General features: G+C 43.7%; 16 protein-coding genes. 13 read left to right on the top strand and 3 right to left on the bottom strand.

The genetic code is table 11. From position 1 onward, the window contains the following. The first annotated feature begins 146 nt into the window (after window positions 1–146). The 8 genes from HPS54_RS08070 (at window position 147) to HPS54_RS08035 (ending at window position 8816) form a co-directional block, all read left to right on the top strand. Window positions 147–1127, top strand: a complete 981-nt coding sequence (locus HPS54_RS08070) for an RHS repeat domain-containing protein (RefSeq protein WP_172344928.1) — start codon at window positions 147–149, stop codon at window positions 1125–1127. Further along, window positions 1118–2107, top strand: coding sequence for a hypothetical protein (locus HPS54_RS08065; RefSeq protein WP_172344927.1), 990 nt, complete (start codon window positions 1118–1120; stop codon window positions 2105–2107). The genes HPS54_RS08070 and HPS54_RS08065 overlap by 10 nt, the downstream gene beginning before the upstream one ends. Before the next feature lie 136 nt (window positions 2108–2243). Then, the gene (locus HPS54_RS08060; protein WP_253951970.1) at window positions 2244–3857 is read left to right on the top strand and encodes an RHS repeat domain-containing protein; all 1614 of its coding nucleotides are present in this window, start codon (window positions 2244–2246) and stop codon (window positions 3855–3857) included. Further along, on the top strand, window positions 3854–4441 hold the full coding sequence (locus HPS54_RS08055) for a hypothetical protein (RefSeq protein WP_172344925.1): 588 nt from the start codon (window positions 3854–3856) through the stop codon (window positions 4439–4441). The genes HPS54_RS08060 and HPS54_RS08055 overlap by 4 nt, the downstream gene beginning before the upstream one ends. Window positions 4442–4443: 2 nt before the next feature. After that, window positions 4444–4833 (top strand): hypothetical protein, encoded by a 390-nt coding sequence (locus HPS54_RS08050; protein ID WP_172344924.1) that lies wholly within the window; start codon window positions 4444–4446, stop codon window positions 4831–4833. Window positions 4834–5066: 233 nt separating this feature from the next. After that, window positions 5067–5951, top strand: a complete 885-nt coding sequence (gene dapA, locus HPS54_RS08045) for a 4-hydroxy-tetrahydrodipicolinate synthase (RefSeq protein WP_172344923.1) — start codon at window positions 5067–5069, stop codon at window positions 5949–5951. 71 nt (window positions 5952–6022) lie between these two features. After that, window positions 6023–7984 carry a YARHG domain-containing protein gene (locus tag HPS54_RS08040; RefSeq protein WP_172344922.1) on the top strand — a complete coding sequence of 654 codons (1962 nt, stop codon included), beginning with the start codon at window positions 6023–6025 and terminating at the stop codon, window positions 7982–7984. Continuing rightward, window positions 7977–8816, top strand: coding sequence for a M15 family metallopeptidase (locus HPS54_RS08035; protein ID WP_172344921.1), 840 nt, complete (start codon window positions 7977–7979; stop codon window positions 8814–8816). The genes HPS54_RS08040 and HPS54_RS08035 overlap by 8 nt, the downstream gene beginning before the upstream one ends. Window positions 8817–8909: 93 nt before the next feature. Here HPS54_RS08035 and rbr read toward each other — a convergent pair whose 3' ends face one another. Together rbr and HPS54_RS08025 are read right to left on the bottom strand one after the other, a co-directional pair. Further along, on the bottom strand, window positions 8910–9452 hold the full coding sequence (rbr, locus tag HPS54_RS08030) for a rubrerythrin (protein ID WP_172344920.1): 543 nt from the start codon (window positions 9450–9452) through the stop codon (window positions 8910–8912). A 154-nt stretch (window positions 9453–9606) separates the two neighbouring features. After that, complete coding sequence (locus HPS54_RS08025) at window positions 9607–10644, bottom strand: asparaginase (protein WP_172344973.1); 1038 nt, start codon at window positions 10642–10644, stop codon at window positions 9607–9609. A gap of 168 nt (window positions 10645–10812) precedes the next feature. On the opposite strand from HPS54_RS08025, the gene uxaC reads away from it, so the two are divergent. The 5 genes from uxaC (at window position 10813) to carB (ending at window position 19926) form a co-directional block, all read left to right on the top strand. Beyond that, on the top strand, window positions 10813–12216 hold the full coding sequence (uxaC, locus tag HPS54_RS08020; RefSeq protein WP_172344919.1) for a glucuronate isomerase: 1404 nt from the start codon (window positions 10813–10815) through the stop codon (window positions 12214–12216). Window positions 12217–12668: 452 nt separating this feature from the next. Further along, a complete protein-coding gene (locus tag HPS54_RS08015) occupies window positions 12669–13466 on the top strand; it encodes a polysaccharide biosynthesis/export family protein (RefSeq protein WP_172344918.1) in 798 nt (265 codons plus the stop codon). Window positions 13467–13651: 185 nt separating this feature from the next. Continuing rightward, on the top strand, window positions 13652–15547 hold the full coding sequence (locus tag HPS54_RS08010) for an amidophosphoribosyltransferase (RefSeq protein WP_172344972.1): 1896 nt from the start codon (window positions 13652–13654) through the stop codon (window positions 15545–15547). 63 nt (window positions 15548–15610) lie between these two features. Further along, the gene (gene carA, locus HPS54_RS08005; RefSeq protein ID WP_172344917.1) at window positions 15611–16687 is read left to right on the top strand and encodes a glutamine-hydrolyzing carbamoyl-phosphate synthase small subunit; all 1077 of its coding nucleotides are present in this window, start codon (window positions 15611–15613) and stop codon (window positions 16685–16687) included. An 8-nt stretch (window positions 16688–16695) separates the two neighbouring features. After that, entirely contained in the window at window positions 16696–19926 is a 3231-nt protein-coding gene (gene carB, locus HPS54_RS08000) for a carbamoyl-phosphate synthase (glutamine-hydrolyzing) large subunit (RefSeq protein WP_172344916.1), read from the top strand. Window positions 19927–20790: 864 nt separating this feature from the next. Here the strand turns inward: carB and HPS54_RS07995 are convergent. Then, window positions 20791–20952, bottom strand: coding sequence for a PG1828 family lipoprotein (locus HPS54_RS07995; RefSeq protein ID WP_172344915.1), 162 nt, complete (start codon window positions 20950–20952; stop codon window positions 20791–20793). Window positions 20953–20993 lie beyond the last annotated feature (41 nt).

Raw genomic sequence — 20993 nt, 5'->3', positions numbered from 1 at the left:
TGAAGAGTACCGTATAACCAATGTTTCTTTTGGAGATGCAAGATCATATATGTTAGTACTAAGGACAGATGCATATGGAAATATAAAAAATGAGCATTTGTCGCACATTATTTAATTATAAAAATTTTTAAAATAGTTGTTTTGTAATGAATATATGCAGTGACATCATCTATGAGAACCTGAAGCCGACGCCGAACCGAATCCTTATCGACGGCGGTTATGTCACGTTTACCAATAACAAACAGCCCGTATATCATTTCTACCTCACAGACCACCAGGGCAATGTGCGTGTCGTAGTTGATGAGAACGGCACGGTGGAGGAGACCAACCATTATTATCCCTTCGGTGCCTTGTTCGGTGAGAGCGTGGATAAGAACAAGCAGCGTTACAAGTACAATGGCAAGGAGCTTGACCGTCTTCTCTCGTTGGACTGGTACGATTACGGCGCGAGATGGTACGCCCCAGTACTTGCCCGTTGGCATGCCGTTGACCCGTTGGCGGATAAGTATCCGGATGTAAGTCCGTATGTTTATTGTAATAATAATGCTGTGAATGCGGTAGATCCTGACGGAAGGAAAATTGTTAATGTGAATGGGAATGTTGTTGTTTCGATTTTAAATGGTAAAATACAATTTTCAGAGTTTGCTAATGATGATATTAAGCGTATTGTTAATAATATGTCTATTACGAAGACAGGTTTTACTCAATTGTATAAATTGATAAATTCGAGTACAAAAATACAAATCAAATTATCTGAAGCAAATAAGTTAGAAGGTAAAAGCATAATATATGGAGAAACAATACAAGGAAATTATAATGTAAAAGATAATTATGGAAGATATTTTGAGAGAGGGAAATACAAATTAAAAACTGCAAAAATAACAATTTATATAGGAAGTATTCGGGAAGCAATAAAAGAAGGTTCTGGATTAAAATATGAAGGACTGACAGAAGATGAGGCGTTAGGAAGTGTTATGTCACACGAAGCAGTGCATAGTACAGATGTAAATGAAATTGATGCAGACATAAAATATGAAATTAAAAATAAAGGAAAAGCAAGACCAAATCGGGAAAAAGAAACTAATAAAATAGAAGAGCAAATAATGGAGGAACTAAAATGGAAATAACTAAAATTCTATATACGACAATATTTATAATGCTTTTTGAAGTGCCGATAAATGCTCAACGTTATCCCTTTCAGTGGGTTAATGTTCCTGACAGTATTTCCAAAGAACTGGATGTTATGTATGGAGATGAAAAAGTAGGTGCAGGTAAAAATGTTTATAAACTAAATGTATATGACGATTTTGAATTTAATAACGGTATATACTCGTATAAAGGGATGGGATCACATTTTCTTCCTAAATTTTTCTTATACTATGATGGGCATATATATTATTTTAAAGCAGATGCAGAATGTATTTATGAATTCTTAAAAGAGTGGAATTTTTATATCAATAGCATTCATATAAAGGACAAAGATATTATTGACTTCTCTGTTGATATTCTAAAATACTTTTATCCAAATAATGGAACAGACAACATAGTTTTCATAGATGCTGTTCCTAACTACATAAATATTATTCTTGACTCCTGTTCAAATAAAGTTATGAAGACTGCTATATTCTCTAAATTATCAGAATATATCACAGATTCTAATAATAAAAGAAAATATGAAAAAATAAACGCCTCAGCAGAATTGTTATATGGGGAATGGTATTTCCAGACTGAAATACATATAAAGAAGACAATGGCAGGAAAAAGCGTTTCACAAAAGACATGTGGAGATATGCCCAGACTTATATTTTGTCAACAAGGAAAAGGAATGATATATAATAATTCTTTAATTAAGTCAAATCGGCAGGGCGAGTCTTTGCTTAGTTTTCCTAATGAGACAAATGGTAGGATGAAAACAGACGAACTTAATAACACATTCAGATGGTTTTATAATAAGAATAGATTTACAATGAGAAATATAGATAAAAGTATTTTCAAGAAAAAGGATATTTCTTTGCATCTAAAAGATATGTTTGTCCACAATGATAAAATTTTTATGGAATTAGAATATAAAAATATTATATATGTGATGTCCAAAAAATTAAAATGAGTTTTATGATGCTTACTTTGGGAAATAAAAAGAGATACATTGATTTATTCTTTTAGACCAGACACTTTAATTTTGCCCAAGATTGATAATGTTATTAATTTTGAGAATATCAAGTAAAAAACGGCAATCATTACCAATGAGACGTTACAGTTTCTATTATGACGACCTGTCCCGCCTTTCCGAGGCGAGATATACTGATACGGTTGCTGAAAATACCGGCAGATACAACACTTCTTACAGCTATGACAAACACGGCAACCTTCAGTCTCTCCGCCGTAACGGCATGCAGGACGGCGGTGCATACGGCATAGTGGACGACCTTTATTATGAGTACGACGGCAACCGTTTGTGTAAGGTCCGCAATGCCGCGGAAAGTCCATGTTATAAAGGTTCGATGCACTTTAGCGACGGTGCCGATGAGGATACGGAATACAGTTATGATTCCGACGGCAACCTAATTGAGGACAAGAACAAGGATATTACTTGTATAGAGTATAATGTGCTTAACCTTCCCAAACATGTAGATTTCAAAAGTGGCAAGAATATAGACTTTATTTACAGCGCGACAGGTGATAAACTTTATTCAAGCTATCTTTTGGATTTCCCCACGTTGCACGCTCCTGCTTTAAATAGCCTGTCTTCAGATATATTTGCTCCTGGTAAGTTTCCTCCCGAATGGTCAGATCCTGTTGGTCCCAGTCTGAAGGATTCTTTAAACTTACGTGACAGCCTTATTACTGACTATGGATATTTTTTGATTTACGGCGCGCATCGTATAGATTATTGCGGTGATATTCTATATGAGGATGTAAAGCCGACACCAAACCGTATACTTTTTGACGGCGGTTATGTTACGTTTACCAATAACAAACAGCCCGTATATCATTTCTACTTGAGGGACCATCAGGGTAATGTACGCGTTGTAGCTGATGAGAACGGCACTGTGGAGGAGACCAACCATTACTATCCCTTTGGTGCCTTGTTCGGTGAATGCGCCGAGAATAACAAGCAACGTTACAAGTACAACGGCAAGGAGCTTGACCGTCTTCTCTCGTTGGACTGGTACGATTACGGTGCGAGATGGTACGACCCTGTACTTGCCCGTTGGCATGCCGTTGACCCGTTGGCGGATAAGTATCCGGATGTAAGTCCGTATGTTTATTGTAATAATAATGCTGTGAATGCGGTAGATCCTGACGGAAGAAAAGTTATAATTTGGTATAAAGACAAACATGGGAATGACCGTAGTTTTTGTTTTACTGGGTTTAATGGAAAAAAGACTATCACTATACCCAATAATCAATTTGTTAAGGATTTTATAATGGCATATAAATATAATTTAAGAAACGGAGGTGGGGATAACTTAAAGGCTGCTGTTATAAATCCTAAATATAATATATATGTTGATGATGCGACTTTATATGAAGACCGTGGTACAGAGTTTGATTCTTTGGATAAACCAACAGTTTATTGGGAATCAAGGAAAGGATTAAAAACTACAGACGGAGGATTGCAATCTGCTGCGACAAGATTGGAACATGAGTTTGATCATGCTGTTGATAATGCAAGGAATCATAAGAGCCATAGAGAAAGGAGCGAAATATATGATGCTCAATATGAAAATAAAGAAGAGAAAAGGGTTATAGAAGGTAGTGAGGCAAAAACTGCAAGAGCTAATGGAGAAACCATAAGAAACGACCATAAAGGAGAAACTTATAATACAATCAGTCCCATTTCAATAAGAAGATGAAACAGAATATAATTGCTTTATGTTTGCTTATATCCTTATATTCATGTAAAACGGTGACAAATGAGGAAAAAGTCACCGTTACATATTATACAGGTATCAGGGAAACAAATATACGGATAACTTGCAATAATATAAAAGAAAAATCATGTAATCATAAAGTAGATACTGTCATTAATATAACCAGTGAGGAATTTGATAAAATACAAAGGGCAATAAGACTTTATCAAAATAAAAAAGCGGATTGTGACGCAAGACTGTATATTAATACAGATACATTGGAAATGTGTTTAGGTAGTCTATCTGCCGACTTGATATGTGGTTTCGATAATGAAGATATAGGCTTAGATATTTTGCATATTTTTTATCAGATAAAATGCAGATCTGGATATTACAATTATATCCCAAAAGATGATTTAGAATATGATTATTATATTGAGAAATTTGGTATTCCTAAAAATTATAAATATATTTATGACAATGTAGCGGATATTAAAGTTGAGGGAGTTGTAAATAATATGTATCGTGAAAGAAAAATAGTGAAAAAAGGTTTGGTAAAAGTTTTATTTAAGGTGAAGGAATATTAATCATGATAAAAGAATTAAATAATTATTTCACCACAAACCTTTACTATGAATACGACGGTAACCGTCTGTGCAAGGTTAGCAATGCCGTGGAAAGTCCCTGCTATAAGGGTGCGATGCACTTCGCCGACGGTTCGGATGAAGATACGGAATATGACTACGATTCCGACGGCAATCTTATAGAGGACAAGAACAAGGATATAACCCGTATTACGTATAACGTGCTGAACCTTCCCGAGCACTTGGACTTTAAAAGCGGCAAGTACGTAAACTTTACTTACAGTTCGATGGGTGAGAAACTTTGTTCGAACTATTTGTTGAAACAGGCAAGAGAACATAAGCCCGGCATACGGTCCGTTTCATCCGATATATTCGGTCCCGGCAAGCATATATAAGGAGAATGATACTTTCCGTATTTTGTTTGCCGCTCTTTGACTTTTGTATGATATAAAGATATTCCGCGATAAGAAATAATAGCTTTAGTCTTGTTGTCATCCGGTTTAAAGTAGGGATACCGTATCTTATTTGCTTTATAAGCAAACTATAAGAAAACCAATACGTTTATTTTGTTTTTAGCCCGAAATATAGTATTTTTGCAACTGATTATAATCAGAAATATTTATTTTTTATGGCACGAAATATATTCAAGGGTTTAGGTATTGCCCTTGTTACTCCGTTTAAGGAAGATGGTAATGTTGATTATGAAGCGCTGAAGAGGCTGCTTGACTATCAGATAAAGAACGGAGCAGACTTTCTTTGCATATTGGCAACAACGGGTGAGACCCCGACTTTGACGGCAGATGAGAAGAAAAAGATAAAAGAGTTGGTGATAGAGAGGGCAGGGGGTAAGCTGCCTATATTGATGGGATGCGGTGGAAACAACACGGCTGCCGTGGTGGAAGAACTGAAAACCGGCGACTTCTCGGGTATAGACGGTGTGCTCAGCGTATGTCCTTTCTATAACAAACCGTCGCAGGAGGGGCTTTACCAGCACTTCAAGGCTATAGCAGCTGCAACGAAACTGCCCGTGGTATTATATAATGTTCCCGGGCGTACGGGCGTAAACATGATGGCACAGACAACCGTAAGGCTTGCAAACGACTGTCCGAACATCGTTGCCATAAAGGAGGCTGCCGGCAGTTTGGAGCAGGTGGACGAGATTATAAAGAACAAGCCTGCAGCCTTTGACGTAATAAGCGGTGATGATGCCCTCACTTTCCCAATGGTGGCATGCGGTGCCGTGGGCGTAATATCGGTTATAGGCAATGCTTTGCCCAAGGAATTTTCGCGCATGCTGCGCCTTGAGATGAAAGGTGAGTTTGAAAGTGCACGCAAGATACATCATAAGTTTACGGACCTTTTTAATCTGCTTTTTGTCGACGGAAATCCTGCCGGCGTAAAAGCCATGCTTCATGAAATGGGCATGATAGAGAATGTTTTGCGTCTTCCGCTTGTACCTACGCGCCTTACTACGATGCAGCGCATAAGCGAATGCCTTAAGTTTAGGATGTAGCGTCGTATACTTGCAGGCACCGTTATTGCCTGTGTAGTTGAGAATGTGATTATTAACCAATAACAATACCTATGAAACAACTGTCTTATTTTCTTGTCCTTTGCGGGATGATACTGTTGAACGCATGTTCCAAGTCTTCCGTTCATTTCAAACCTCCGGTAGAATACCTGCCGTTCCAAGAGGAGAAAGGCGGCTTTTGGGGCATGATTGCGCCGGATGGCGAAGTACTGTTCTCCGGAGAGTTTAAGGAAGAGCCTACCGTTGTGATGAACGGACGCTTCTTTGTGAAAAACGGTGACGGGCTGTGGGAGATGTACACGGCTGAGAAAAAGCCGAGAAAGTTGGGAGACGAATATCTTGAGGTTGTATCGTTTTATGAAGATATAACGCCGGTGGTGCGCAAAAATCAGAACATAGAACTTATTAATCTTGACGGAAAGACCGTCTGCACTCTTGACAAGGTGGACGGCAACCGCGTGCTGGAGGTATATGGTTTCAGCGAGGGGATTGCCGTGTTTCGTACATCTGCGGGATATGGATGTATAAACACAAGCGGAGAGGTCGTTATAAAGCCTGTTTATGCCGATATGAAGCCGTGCAGCGAAGGTTGTATTGTCGCGGTGGACAAGAAGTATAAGGATGCCGACAAGTCGGAACGCAAGTACTGTGTGCTTGACAAGAGCGGCAATGTGAAGTCGGAAATTTCGGTAAAGAATGTGGAAGACATTGCCCCGGTGTTTAAGGAAGGTCTTCTGCCGATTGAGATTGAGGACGACAATTCTGAAATCAAGGCAGGTCTGATCGATGAAGACGGCGAGTGGGTGGTAAAGCCTTCGTCGAAGATGAGAGGTGTAAGCTATGTATATAACGGTCATTTCGTCTTCAATGGCAGTGACGGATGCGGACTGAAGAACATAGAAGGCGAGACCGTAATACGTGCAAAATACAAGAACCTGTCGTTTGCCTCGGACGATATGCTGATATACGAGAATGAGAAAGGCGAATGCGGACTGCTCGATTTGCAGGGAAACAAGCTTTTTGAGGACACATATAATAAGATGTACGGAGTGTTTGCCGACAAGTATCTGCTTGTAAAGGAATCAGCGAACAACTGGGCATTTATAGACAAAGAAGGCAAGACGCTTTCCAACAAGACCGATATATACAACGTAGGATTGGGCATGGGCGGAGTAAAAGTAAGCTCGGACTATTTCTCATACGAAGCTCTGTTTGCTGAAATGGGAATAACGAAAGACGGTTTCGGAAAGTACGGATATGGCATGACGGCAGCCGAAATAGCCGGGGCTGGCAAAGCAGACGCAAAACCTGAAAGATATACCGGTGCCTATTCTGATAATTATAGCGAAACAATCCTTAAATGCAGTGTGACATACGGTGCTGTGTTTACGGAAAAGATGGCTGCTTACGACAGTAACGGGATTTGCAGCTTTTCCGGAAACACACCAAAGGTGGTGAGCGCCATTATTCCTGCATATGGCAAACTTGCAGATAAATCAGACGAAACGTATAATTCGGCAAAAGCATATATAGCAAAAATCGGCAAGATTGTAAGTGACGAGGATAACAGTGTCACATACGACATTGGCAACGGAAAGCAGATAATAGTGTTGAACAATGGAGGTTCCATTGTATTTATTATGGGCGAAAAGAGTAGGACCGACGCCCTTCCTGTGCCGGAAGGCAGTACGAAGGAGCCGATAGAGGAAGACGAAGCGTTCCAGCCGGATAACAGTCAGACCGGAAATACGGTGTCGAGTAGTGGCAGTGGTGCATTGAGCAGTATTTTAAGTACGCGCAAGCTGACCTACAATGACATAAAGTCGCTTGACAAGTCGCAGCTACGTATACTCCGCAATGAGATTTATGCACGCCACGGATATATATTCAAGAGTGCCGACCTTAAGGCATATTTCAGCAAATACTCATGGTATAAGCCTCTTTACAGCGATGTTACTTCCAGAATGTCAGGAATAGAAAAATACAATGCGGCGTTTATAAAGAAGTATGAATAAGATGAATGCCTTTCTTATATTGTATTTTATTGCCTGTGTCGGTTGTGTTTCCAATCCGCGTGTAAAGGCGGATGATGCTGCGACAGGCGTAGAAACATCATTGAAGCAAGACTCTTCCGGCAGGAACGGCGGCAATGTAGCCGCTATTCCTGCCGGTGCCCGTATCCTTATTGATGTTTATCCGGATGCGGGAATGAAATACAAAGACGGTTATATTGTCTTTCCCGACGGTGAGCGCATACTGTATGATGACGGAAAGAAAAAGAGCTTTACCGTGATGCTTGACAATTCGGACGTGGAAGACATGTTCGGCATGCGCTATGACACTGCGTCCTCTAAACCCGGTTATCTGTCTGATGCTGGCAGGAGCAGATGTGAAGCGTTGTTCAAGAAGATGTATGGAAAGAGTGCTTCGGAGGTTGCATCACGAATGGAGACGGTTGACTGGTTCGGACAGAAGATAAAGTTTACAAAAGTTAACGGAGCATCAAGCCAACTCGGTAAGGTGGTTGCTGAATTGAAGACAAAGCCGCATCTTGCAAAATATCTTAAGCCTGCCTCGACGTTCTATTGGCGCAATGTACGCGGTGCAAAGCGCATGAGTGCTCACAGCTATGGAATAGCGATAGACATAAATGTGAAGATGTCGGATTATTGGTTGTGGGCAAATAAAGGAAAGGGCGAGACGGCAAAGATTTTATACAAGAACCGTATACCGCTTGAACTTGTCCGTGTTTTTGAAAAGCACGGTTTTGTATGGGGCGGACGCTGGTATCATTATGATACGATGCACTTTGAATACCGTCCCGAACAGCTGGCAAATAAAGTTTAGTGGTCTATGCGAAAAGCAAAAACCGCATGTGCCGTTTAACAACAGGCACATGCGGTTTTGCTTTTTATGTTTATACTGTAACAGTAGATATTTTTAGTAGTTCTCAGGCTTTATCTGGAAATAGCTCTGTGCGTGGTCGCATACCGGGCACTTCTCGGGAGCCTGTTTGCCGATGACAATGTGTCCGCAGTTGATGCACTGCCAGATGCACTCGCCGTCTTTTGAGAACACTTTCTTGTCCTCGACGTTCTTCAACAGTTTGCGATAGCGTGCCTCATGCTGCTTCTCTACTTCAAGAACACCTTCGAATTTCTCTGCAATCTCGTCGAAACCTTCCTCGCGTGCCTCTTGTGCCATGCGTGCATACATGTCTGTCCACTCATAATTCTCTCCCGCTGCGGCATCTGCAAGATTTTCCATTGTTCCGGCAACCTTACCGCCGTGCAGGAATTTGTACCACAGTTTTGCGTGCTCTTTCTCGTTGGCAGCGGTTTCTTCGAATATAGCTGCTATCTGTACGTATCCGTCTTTCTTTGCCTTTGATGCGAAGTAAGTGTATTTGTTACGTGCCATCGACTCACCTGCGAATGCTTCCAGCAGGTTTTTCTCGGTCTTTGTTCCTTTAAGGTCTTTCATAAATTTCTCCTTTACTTGGTTAATGAATATTATTTAATAAATTATTGACAGTATTGATAGTTAAACGCTGATGATGCAAATATACGCCATTCCGGTTTAAGTACCAAAATGGCGTATTGAGATTTTGCAAAATAAAAGATTTGTTTTGATGTATTTACGATATGGTTATCTCGCCTGCAAGCGATCTGTTCATCATCTTCCTTATTATATTATAGTCGGAGTGATGAGCCTGTAAGAACATCAGTTTGGTTATTGCGCTTTCCACCGTGCTGTCGAAACCACTTATAACCCCCGTGTCTTTCAGCTGGTATCCGGTGTCGTAGCGTGCCATTTCAACACATCCCGCAAGACACTGGCTTATGTTCACAATGGTAACTCCGCGAGACGCACACTCTTTAAGCAGGCGCATAAGCCACTTGTGTTGCGGAGCGTTGCCGCTTCCGAACGTGCGCATGACTATCGAACGCAGTTCCGGAGCCTCTGTGAAGTGTCTGACAAGGTGTTCCTGTATGCCGGGAAAAAGCGAGAAGACAATAACGTTGGGGTCTGTCGCGAAGTGTGGAACCATGGGCTTGTCGAAATCGGGACGCAGTATATACTCTTCATGATATATAATGTTTACGCCGGCATCGCCGAGATGCGGATAGTTGAAAGACTCGAAAGCGTTAAAGCCGTCGGCGTTGGTTTTTGTAGCGCGGTTGCCTCTCAGCAGGTGCCCACTGAAATATATGCACACCTCGGGCACTATCGCCGTTCCGTCCTTATGATGTGCCGCCGCAATCTCGATGCTTGTTATAAGGTTCTCTTTGCCGTCGGTACGCAACTGTCCTATAGGCAACTGGCTTCCGGTAAGTATTACAGGTTTGGTAAGGTTCTCGAGCATGAACGACAAAGCCGATGCGGTATATGCCATGGTGTCTGTGCCGTGTAGTATCACAAACCCGTCATAATGTACATATCTGTCGGCAATGATGCGCACGAGATGTGCCCATAGGCGCGGCGACATGTCGCTTGAGTCTATCGGAGGGGTGAACTGATAGCAGTCCACAGCTGTAGGCAATGACGCGAACTCCGGTATGTAGCTTATCAGATGATTGAAATCGAGCGGTTCCAATGCTCCCGTTTGCTGGTTCTTTCCCATACCGATGGTTCCTCCTGTATAAATCATCAGTACCTTGTTTGTGCGTTTCATACAGATATCTCCCGTAACTTCCTTCTTATTGAGTGGCATCGTCGTATATTTTTATTTTGTGCAAATATAATTTAAAATATGCTGAAATCAAAAAAAAACGTGTATATTTGCATAACTGATATGCATAAATTACAAACTATAATAAACACTTATTAAAACAAGGAAAACATGAAACAATTTATGGATGAGAATTTCCTGCTTGACACCGCTACGGCGCAGGATCTTTATCACAATCATGCAGCAAAGATGCCTATCATCGACTATCATTGCCATTTGATACCTGAGATGGTGGCAAGCGACCATAAGTTTAAGAGCATTACAGAGCTGTGGCTCGGCGGTGACCACTACAAGTGGCGTGCCATGCGTACGAACGGTGTGGACGAGAAATATTGCACCGGCACGGAAACAAGCGACTGGGAAAAGTTCGAGAAGTGGGCGGAGACCGTTCCCTATACATTCCGTAACCCGCTTTATCACTGGACCCACCTTGAACTGAAGACCGCTTTCGGAATAGACAAACTGCTCAGTCCGAAGACTGCACGCGAGATATTCGATGAGTGTAACGAAAAGTTGCAGCAGCCCGGATATACGGCACGCGGCTTTATGCGTAAATATAATGTAGAGTGTGTATGTACAACCGACGATCCTATAGACGACCTCCGCTATCACAAGCAGACAAAGGAGAGTGGCTTTGAGATAAGAATGATACCGGCATGGCGCCCCGATAAGGCTATGGCGGTGGATAATACAAGCAACTTTGCAGCATATGTAAACAAGCTTGGAGAGGTGGCAGACGTTTCGATAACAACGTTCAACGATCTTATTACAGCATTGCAGAAGCGTCATGACTTCTTCCATGAGAACGGTTGTCGCTTGTCAGACCACGGTATAGAAGAGTTCTATGACGAGCCTTACACAGACAGCCAGATAGAGACAATCTTTGAAAAGGCAATGCGCGAGCAGCAGCTTTCGCAGCAGGAGATACGCCAGTTCAAGCACTGTATGCTTACAAAGTTTGCCGAAATGGACTATGACAGCGACTGGACACAGCAGTTCCACTATGGTGCCATACGTGACAACAACAGCCGTATGTTTGCAAAACTCGGTCCTGATACCGGTTTCGACTCTATCGGCGAGTTCAACACGGCAAAGGCGATGAGCCATTTCCTCGATCATCTTAATGCGGAAGGCAAGCTCACACGTACCATATTATATACGCTCAACCCTTGTGCAAACGAAGTTATCGCCACTATGCTCGGCAACTTCCAGGACGGTTCATGCCCCGGCAAGATACAGTTCGGCAGCGGTTGGTGGTTCAACGATCAGCTCGATGGCATGACACGTCAGATGAATGCACTGTCTGTTCTCGGTCTGTTGAGTCGTTTTGTAGGTATGCTTACAGACAGCCGCTCGTTCCTTTCATATCCCCGCCACGAGTATTTCCGTCGTCTGTTGTGCAATCTTCTTGGCAATGACGTAGAGAAAGGCTTGATTCCTAACGATATGGAGAGTTTGTATCGCATGGTTGAGGATATCAGCTATAACAATGCAAAGAACTATTTCAAGTTCTGAAGCATATAAAGAAACGATGAGACATATTTCCCCTTATGACGGTTATGGCATTCCTTTTCCGTTGTAAGGGGATTTTTTATTGTTCATGATTGATGGTTTTGTATTTGAAACTTACAATCCGTTATATATCCGGTATATTTACTTACAGTTTTCAATCGACATCTTTCGCATTCAAAAGTGATAGCTTTAGGACTGCTAAAGCTATCATTTAGCATGTCTAAAGCTATCCTTTTACGTCCCGAAAGCATACGGTTACGATTTGTAAGTTTCATGTCTGTTTATGCCATATACCGATGTCTGGAAATGAACATGCGGCTTTCCGTATTATTTACCCTCCGCTTTTTTATTCCGTTACTTGCAGATGTCTAACCATTTAATATTGAAAATATTTGTAGATATCAAAAAATAGGGTTATTTTTGCAACGTTTTAACGATATACCTGATAATTAATTATGAAGAAAATCATTTTACCATTATTTATTTTAACAATGGTACTTGTTCTTGGTAGTTGCGGAAGTTCAAAGAAGATAGCATATTTCCAGAATGCCGATTCTTTGCGTTGTGCTGTATCTTCCGGTCTTTTTGATGCGAAAATCATGCCGAAAGACCTGCTTACGGTAACCGTGAGTACCACTGATCCGAAGGCTGCGACACCTTTTAACCTTGCCGTTTCCGGAGTTTTGAACAGCACGGGACAGCTCGGTGGTAGCCAGTCGTCGCTTCAGACATATCTTGTAGACAACGAAGGATACATAAATTTCCCCGTTCTTGGTATGATAAAGGTGGACGGCATGACGAAGCGCCAATGCGAAGAGTTTATCAGAAACAAGATAAAGCCTTATATGTCTCAAACGGAAAATCCTATTGTCACTGTGAAAATGGCAAGTTTCAAGGTCTCGGTGACAGGTGAGGTCAACAGTCCGGGCGTGTATGCGGTAGATCAGGAGAAGATGAATATACTCGAAGCCTTGGCACATGCCGGCGACCTTACGATATACGGCAAGCGCGACAACATACTTCTGATACGCGAAGATGCTAATGGAGAGAAATGTTTCCACCGTCTTAATCTGAACGATGCAAATGTTGTAAACTCGCCGTTCTATTATCTGCAACAGAACGATATAATATATGTGGAGCCGAACAGCGTCAAGACCAAAAACTCGGCAATAGGCAGCAGCACTACATTGTGGTTCTCGGCGATAGGAATAGTCACCTCCGTGGCTTCTTTGGTTGTGAATATTGTAAAATAAATACATAAGATACTTTATGGTAAGGCGGAATATACAGGATTATGGTTCAAAAAGCATTATCCTGTATATTTTTAGAATATGACAGTATGTGCGCGGCATGACCGTTCCCGGTTGCGCGTGTATGATGGTACAGGTAAGTTTAAAGATTGTTTTTTTATTCATAGAATAATAGATTGGGGATTATGATGGAACCTTTGAAGCATGAGTGTGGGGTTGCGATGGTGAGGTTGCTTAAGCCATTGGAATATTATCAGCAGAAATACGGAACATGGATGTACGGCTTGAACAAACTCTATCTTATGATGGAGAAGCAGCACAACCGCGGACAGGAAGGCGCAGGTATGGCATGTGTCAATCTTGATGCCGTTCCGGGTTCGGAATATATGTTCCGCGAACGTGCGGAAGGCTCCAATGCCATAACAGAGATATTCGGCAAGGTGCATGGCAATTATAAGAATCTGTCAGCGCAGCAGTTGGCAGACGTCGATTATGCCAAGCAACATCTTCCTTTTGCCGGCGAACTTTATATGGGCCACCTTCGGTATTCAACTACCGGAAAGAGTGGTCTTTCTTATGTACATCCGTTTCTGAGACGCAACAACTGGCGTGCCAAGAACCTCTGTCTGTGCGGAAATTTCAATATGACCAATATAGATGAGATTTTTGCACAGTTGGTAAAGCAGGGACAATATCCCCGTATATACAGCGACAGCTATATTACACTGGAGCTGATGGGGCATCGTCTGGACAGGGAAGTGGAGCGTAACTTTGTTGAAGCAAAAGAACGCGGACTGCAAGACGTTGCAATAACGGACTATATAGAAAACAACATAAAGATATCCAACGTACTTAAGACAACCATGTCCGACTTTGACGGCGGATATGTGATGTGCGGACTTACCGGAAGCGGCGAGATGTTCTCCGTAAGAGACCCATGGGGCATACGTCCGGCTTTCTGGTACAAGGACGAAGAGGTGATAGTACTTGCGAGCGAGCGCCCCGTTCTTCAGACCACATTCGACATAGAGTGTGACGACATACATGAACTTGAGCCTGGACATGCACTGATTGTAAATAAAAACGGTGACAGTTCTATCGAGAAGATACTCGACAGGCGTGGTGACAGCAAGTGCTCTTTCGAGCGTATATACTTCAGCCGCGGTTCGGACCGTGACATCTACAAGGAACGTAAAAAGCTTGGAGAGCAGCTTACGGACACAATATTGAAGACTGTAGACTATGATATCGAGCATACGGTTTTCTCTTTCATTCCCAATACGGCAGAGGTGGCTTTCTATGGTATGCTGGGGGGATTCAAGAGATATGTGAACCGGCAGAAGATAAAGCGCATATCCGAGATGGACCATATACCGACAAACGACGAACTTGAGAAGATACTCCATCAGTATGTGCGCAGTGAGAAGATAGCATGGAAAGATATAAAGCTCCGTACCTTTATAACCGAGGGCAACTCGCGTAACGATCTGGCTTCGCATGTGTACGATATCACCTACGAATCGCTTGAACCATACGTAGACAATCTTGTCATAATAGACGACAGTATTGTGCGCGGTACCACTCTGAAGGAGAGTATCCTGAAAATACTGGACCGTCTGCATCCCAAGAAGATTGTGATTGTGAGCAGTTCGCCGCAGATACGCTATCCCGACTACTATGGAATAGACATGCCGCGTCTTGAAGAGTTCTGTGCGTTCAGGGCAACCATGGAGCTTTTGAAAGACCGTGGAATGTACAAACTGATAGAAGACACGTACAACAATTGCAAGGAAGAACTCCAGAAACCCAAGACCGAGATGCGCAACTGTGTGCGCGACATATACAAAGAGTTCACGGTGGACGAGATAAACACCAAGATTGTGGAGATGTTGCGCCCCGACGGCGTGACGACACCGGTGGAAATAGTTTATCAGTCGATAGAAGGACTGCACACGGCGATACCTGATCATAAGGGAGACTGGTACTTTACCGGCAACTATCCCACGCCGGGCGGTGTGCGTCTTGTAAATCAGGCATTTGTAAATTTCATAGAAAAGGTTTATCAATACGAGCAAAAGTTTTGAACATGAGGTTTCCTTTGCGATGTAGACGTATCGATTGCTTGGGGGACTTAATAAAATAAGAAGATGAGAAAAGTAACTTTAGTCTTGGAAGACGGAACAAAATTTCATGGCAAGTCATTCGGATATGACCGACCGGTGGCAGGCGAAGTTGTTTTTAATACGGCGATGATGGGCTATCCGGAGAGCCTTACGGACCCTTCGTATGCCGGACAGTTGATGACACTCACCTATCCGTTGGTGGGAAATTACGGGGTTCCGCCCTTTACCGTAGGTGCCGACGGGCTTGCTACGTTCATGGAGAGTGACAGAATTTATGCTTCCGCAATCATTGTTGCCGACTACAGCGAGCAATACAGTCATTGGAACGGTGTGGAGACCCTTGCCGAATGGCTGAAGCGTGAGCATGTTCCCGGCATAACGGGCATTGATACGCGAGAGCTTACAAAAGTTCTGCGCGAGCACGGTGTGATGATGGGCAAGATTATCTTTGACGATGAGCCGGACAACATACCCGAGGCAGACTATGAAGGCGTAAACTTTGTAGACAAGGTGAGTTGCAAGGAGATTATACGTTACAACGAAGGAGCCGGCAAGAAGGTTGTCCTTGTAGACTGCGGCGTGAAGAACAACATCATCCGTTGCCTTGTAAACAGAGGCGTTGAGGTTATCCGTGTTCCTTGGAACTACGACTATACATCCATGAACTTCGACGGTCTTTTCCTCGCCAACGGTCCCGGCGACCCGGATATGTGTGAGGATGCCGTGAATATAGTGCGTCGTCAGATGAGCATGTCCGCCAAACCTATATGCGGTATATGTATGGGTAACCAGTTGTTGGCAAAGGCAGGCGGCGCGCAGATATACAAACTTAAGTACGGTCACCGCTCACACAACCAGCCTGTACGCATGGTTGGCACCAACAGCTGTTATGTTACAAGTCAGAACCATGGCTATGCCGTTGATGCCAAGACGTTGGGTGCCGACTGGGAAGAGCTGTTTGTGAATATGAACGACGGCAGCAACGAGGGTATACGTCATAAGGTAAACCCTTGGTTTTCGAGCCAGTTCCACCCCGAAGCATGTTCAGGTCCGGTAGATACAGAGTTTATGTTTGATAAGTTTGTGGAAACATTGAAGTAAAAAGAGAGATGAAAGACGAAAATATAAAGAAAGTCCTGCTCTTGGGTTCAGGAGCATTGAAGATAGGAGAGGCCGGAGAGTTTGACTATTCAGGCTCACAGGCGTTGAAGGCATTGCGTGAGGAAGGTGTCGAGACCATCCTTATCAACCCCAATATCGCCACGGTCCAGACATCCGAAGGCGTTGCCGACCGCATTTATTTCCTTCCGGTTCAGCCGTATTTCGTTGAGCGTGTCATCGAAAAGGAGCGTCCCGACGGCATTCTTCTCTCTTTTGGCGGACAGACAGCCCTCAACTGTGGCGTGGCTTTGTATCAGAGCGGCGTGCTGGAGAAGTATAATGTAAAGGTGCTTGGCACTCCCGTTCAGGCGATAATGGACACCGAAGACCGCGAACTCTTCGTTGAAAAACTGAACGAAATAGATGTAAAGACAATCAAGAGCGAGGCATGCGAGACCATCGAACAGACACGCAAGGCAGCCGCAGAACTGGGATATCCCGTCATTATACGTGCCGCATACGCCCTTGGAGGACTTGGCAGCGGCTTTTGTGACAACGAGGAAGAACTTGACAAACTTGCCGAGAAAGCATTCTCGTTCTCTCCGCAGGTGCTTGTAGAAAAGAGCCTTAAAGGCTGGAAAGAGATAGAATACGAAGTTGTGCGCGACCGTTACGACAACTGCATCACCGTATGTAATATGGAGAATTTCGACCCTCTGGGCATACATACGGGCGAAAGTATAGTCATTGCACCGTCGCAGACACTCACAAACTCTGAGTATCACAAGCTTCGTGCCCTTGCCATAAAGATTATCCGTCACATCGGCATTGTGGGAGAGTGTAACGTTCAGTATGCTTTCGACCCCAAGAGCGAAGACTACAGGGTGATTGAGGTGAACGCACGCCTCAGCCGTAGTTCGGCTCTTGCATCAAAGGCAACCGGTTATCCTCTGGCTTTCGTTGCAGCAAAGCTTGGTATGGGCTACGGACTTTTTGAACTTAAGAACTCGGTGACAAAGACTACAAGCGCTTTCTTTGAGCCTGCCCTCGACTATGTGGTATGCAAGATACCGCGCTGGGATCTGAGCAAGTTCCGCGGAGTTGACCGTGAACTTGGCTCGTCGATGAAGTCAGTCGGCGAAGTGATGGCTATCGGACGCAACTTCGAAGAGGCTATACAGAAGGGACTGCGCATGATAGGGCAGGGCATGCATGGCTTTGTAGAGAACAAGGAACTTGAGATTGACGACATAGACACCGCGCTGCGCGAACCTACGGACAAGCGTATCTTCATAATCTCAAAGGCTATGCACAAAGACTATACCATAGACCAGATACACGAGCTTACGAAGATAGACAAGTGGTTCCTCCAAAAACTGAAGCATATCATAGACATAGATGAGGCTTTGAAGAAGTGCACAAGTGTCAACGTGCTTGACAAAGAACTGTTGCGCACGGCAAAGATATACGGCTTTACCGACTTCCAGATTGCCCGTGCCGTGGGACTTGAACAGGAACTCGGCAATATGTCCAAGGCAGGACTTGTGGTGCGTCAGCTTCGTAAGGGCTATGGCATACTCCCGGTTGTGAAGCAGATAGACACACTGGCTGCCGAATACCCGGCGCAGACCAACTATCTGTATGTTACCTACGACGGTGTTGCCAGCGACATCAGCTTCGGCGACAACAAACGCTCGGTGATAGTTCTCGGCTCTGGGGCATACCGTATCGGAAGTTCTGTTGAGTTTGACTGGTGTGGCGTGCAGGCGCTTAACACAATACGCAAGCAGGGATACCGCAGCATAATGATAAACTACAATCCGGAGACAGTGTCTACCGACTATGACATGTGCGACCGTCTTTATTTTGACGAGCTTACTTTCGAGCGTGTCATGGATATCATCGAAATGGAAAGCCCGTATGGAGTGGTGATATCCACCGGCGGACAGATACCGAACAACCTTGCCATGCGTCTTGATGCACAGAACGTGCCCATACTCGGAACCTCTGCCAAGGATATAGACAATGCCGAAGACCGTGCGAAGTTCTCTTCCATGCTGAGCCGCAACGGCATCGACCAGCCGGAGTGGAGCGCTCTTACGTCTATGGACGATATCAACAACTTCATCGACCGTGTGGGCTTCCCCGTTCTTGTGCGCCCGTCGTACGTGCTTTCAGGTGCGGCGATGAACGTTTGTTCAAACAGGGAAGAGCTTGAACGTTTCCTCAAACTGGCGGCGAATGTGTCTGAAGATCATCCCGTTGTTGTGAGTCAGTTCATCGAACATGCCAAGGAAGTGGAAATGGATGCCGTTGCAAAAGACGGAGAAATCATAGCATACGCCATAAGCGAGCACATAGAGTTTGCCGGAGTCCACTCTGGCGACGCCACAATACAGTTCCCTCCGCAGAAGCTTTATTGCGAGACCATACGCCGTATAAAGCGTGTGAGCAAGATGATTGCGCAGGAATTGCACATCAGCGGACCGTTCAACATACAGTTCCTTGCGCGTGAGAACGACATAAAGGTAATAGAGTGTAACCTCCGTGCTTCGCGTTCGTTCCCGTTTGTCAGCAAGGTGTTGAAGATAAACCTTATCGAACTGGCAACAAAGGTGATGCTCGGTCTGCCGGTAGAGAAGCCCGGCAAGAATCTTTTCGACCTCGACTATGTCGGAATAAAGGCAAGTCAGTTCTCTTTCAGCCGTCTTCAGAAGGCAGACCCTGTGCTTGGCGTGGACATGGCGTCTACGGGAGAGGTGGGATGTCTCGGTGATGACACCAATACCGCACTTCTTAAGAGCATGCTTTCGGTAGGTCACCGCATACCGGAGAAGAACATACTGCTCTCTACAGGCGGTGCAAAGCAGAAGGCAGCCATGCTTGATGCTGCGCGTTGTCTTGTGGAAAACGGTTATAACCTGTACGCAACGGGCGGCACATCCAAGTTCCTTGCCGAGAATGGCATAGAGAACACGCAGGTATATTGGCCCTCTGACGAAGGCAAACAGCCGCAGGCGCTTGACATGCTTCACAACCACGAGATAGACATGGTGGTGAACATCCCCAAGAACCTTACGGCGAGCGAGCTTGACAACGGCTATAAGATACGTCGTGCGGCGATAGACCTCAATGTACCGTTGATAACAAACAGTCGTCTTGCAAGTTCTTTCATACACGCTTTCTGCAAGGTGAAGCTTGAAGACATCGACATAAAGTCGTGGGAAGAGTATAAATAACGTTTATAATATTCATATACACAAATACGGGAAATCCATTTGGATTTCCCGTATTTGTGTATATATATAGAAGGTGAGGGGAACCAAAAGGAGATAAAGGAAGGTATGGCGCGATAAATGGAGATAAAAGACGTATGTCTTGTTGCTTCATATACGACAAATGTCCTTTATCTTCCGTGGCTTTAGCCACATAACTTCCCATAACTTCTTTTAATTTCGCATTTTGCCCACACTCATATAGATAGAAAGTGGGGCTGTCATGTTCTCCACCGTATGGCAAATACAGGTTTTATTACGTCCGGTCGTAATGTTCTTTTTGTAATGTAATTCCGAATAAAACCGGCAATGTGTCAATCGGAAAATGTCAGTATTTCCGGTGCAACTACGTGTTAAAATTTCTTATCTTACTTTTCTCGGACATCAAATGTGTGCATAAAAGATGTAAAGTGCCGCACTTTGCACTGTGAAATGCCGCCTTTTAGAGTCTGATATGCGGCATTTTGGCTCCCAAAGGCATTGCTTTCAGAGCCTGAAATGGCGTGTTTTGCATTGCAAAACACTGTTTTATTGGGTAAAAAAAACTTGATTTTGTTGCACAGATATGGCGCTGATGTCATATCGTGTTGATATATTGAGTGTTACGCCTGCACACGTTTCCTTGTCGTATTTGCGTCCGTTGAGATTTATTTTTGTAAACCCCTGCGTATTTAAGGGTTATGGAAAAGCAAGTTGACAGGGATATGGCGTAAAACGTAACATAATGGTTGTTACGGGCAATGGTGCCGGTTGGAGGATATATAAAGCAAAGACCGTCGGACTTTTAAAGTCCGACGGTCCTGTTCTCTTTTTACTGTTCGAGCTAAATTATTTAGCTGTGTCAGCAGCTGTAGTGTCAACTACAGTTGTGTCAACTACAGTTGTGTCAACTGTTGTTGTGTCAGCAGCCTCTGTCTTAGCTGTTTTGTCACCACAAGATGCGAAAGAGATAGCTGCCATAGCTACGAACATTAAAACCAATTTTTTCATTTTCTTTGCTTTTTAAATTTTCTGTAAAACAATCATTTCGT

The organism is Xylanibacter caecicola, assembly GCF_013166515.1.
GTDB lineage: Bacteria > Bacteroidota > Bacteroidia > Bacteroidales > Bacteroidaceae > Prevotella > Prevotella caecicola.
The sequence above is the reverse complement of the archived record's forward strand: the minus strand, read 5'-3'. Positions and strand labels throughout refer to the sequence as shown.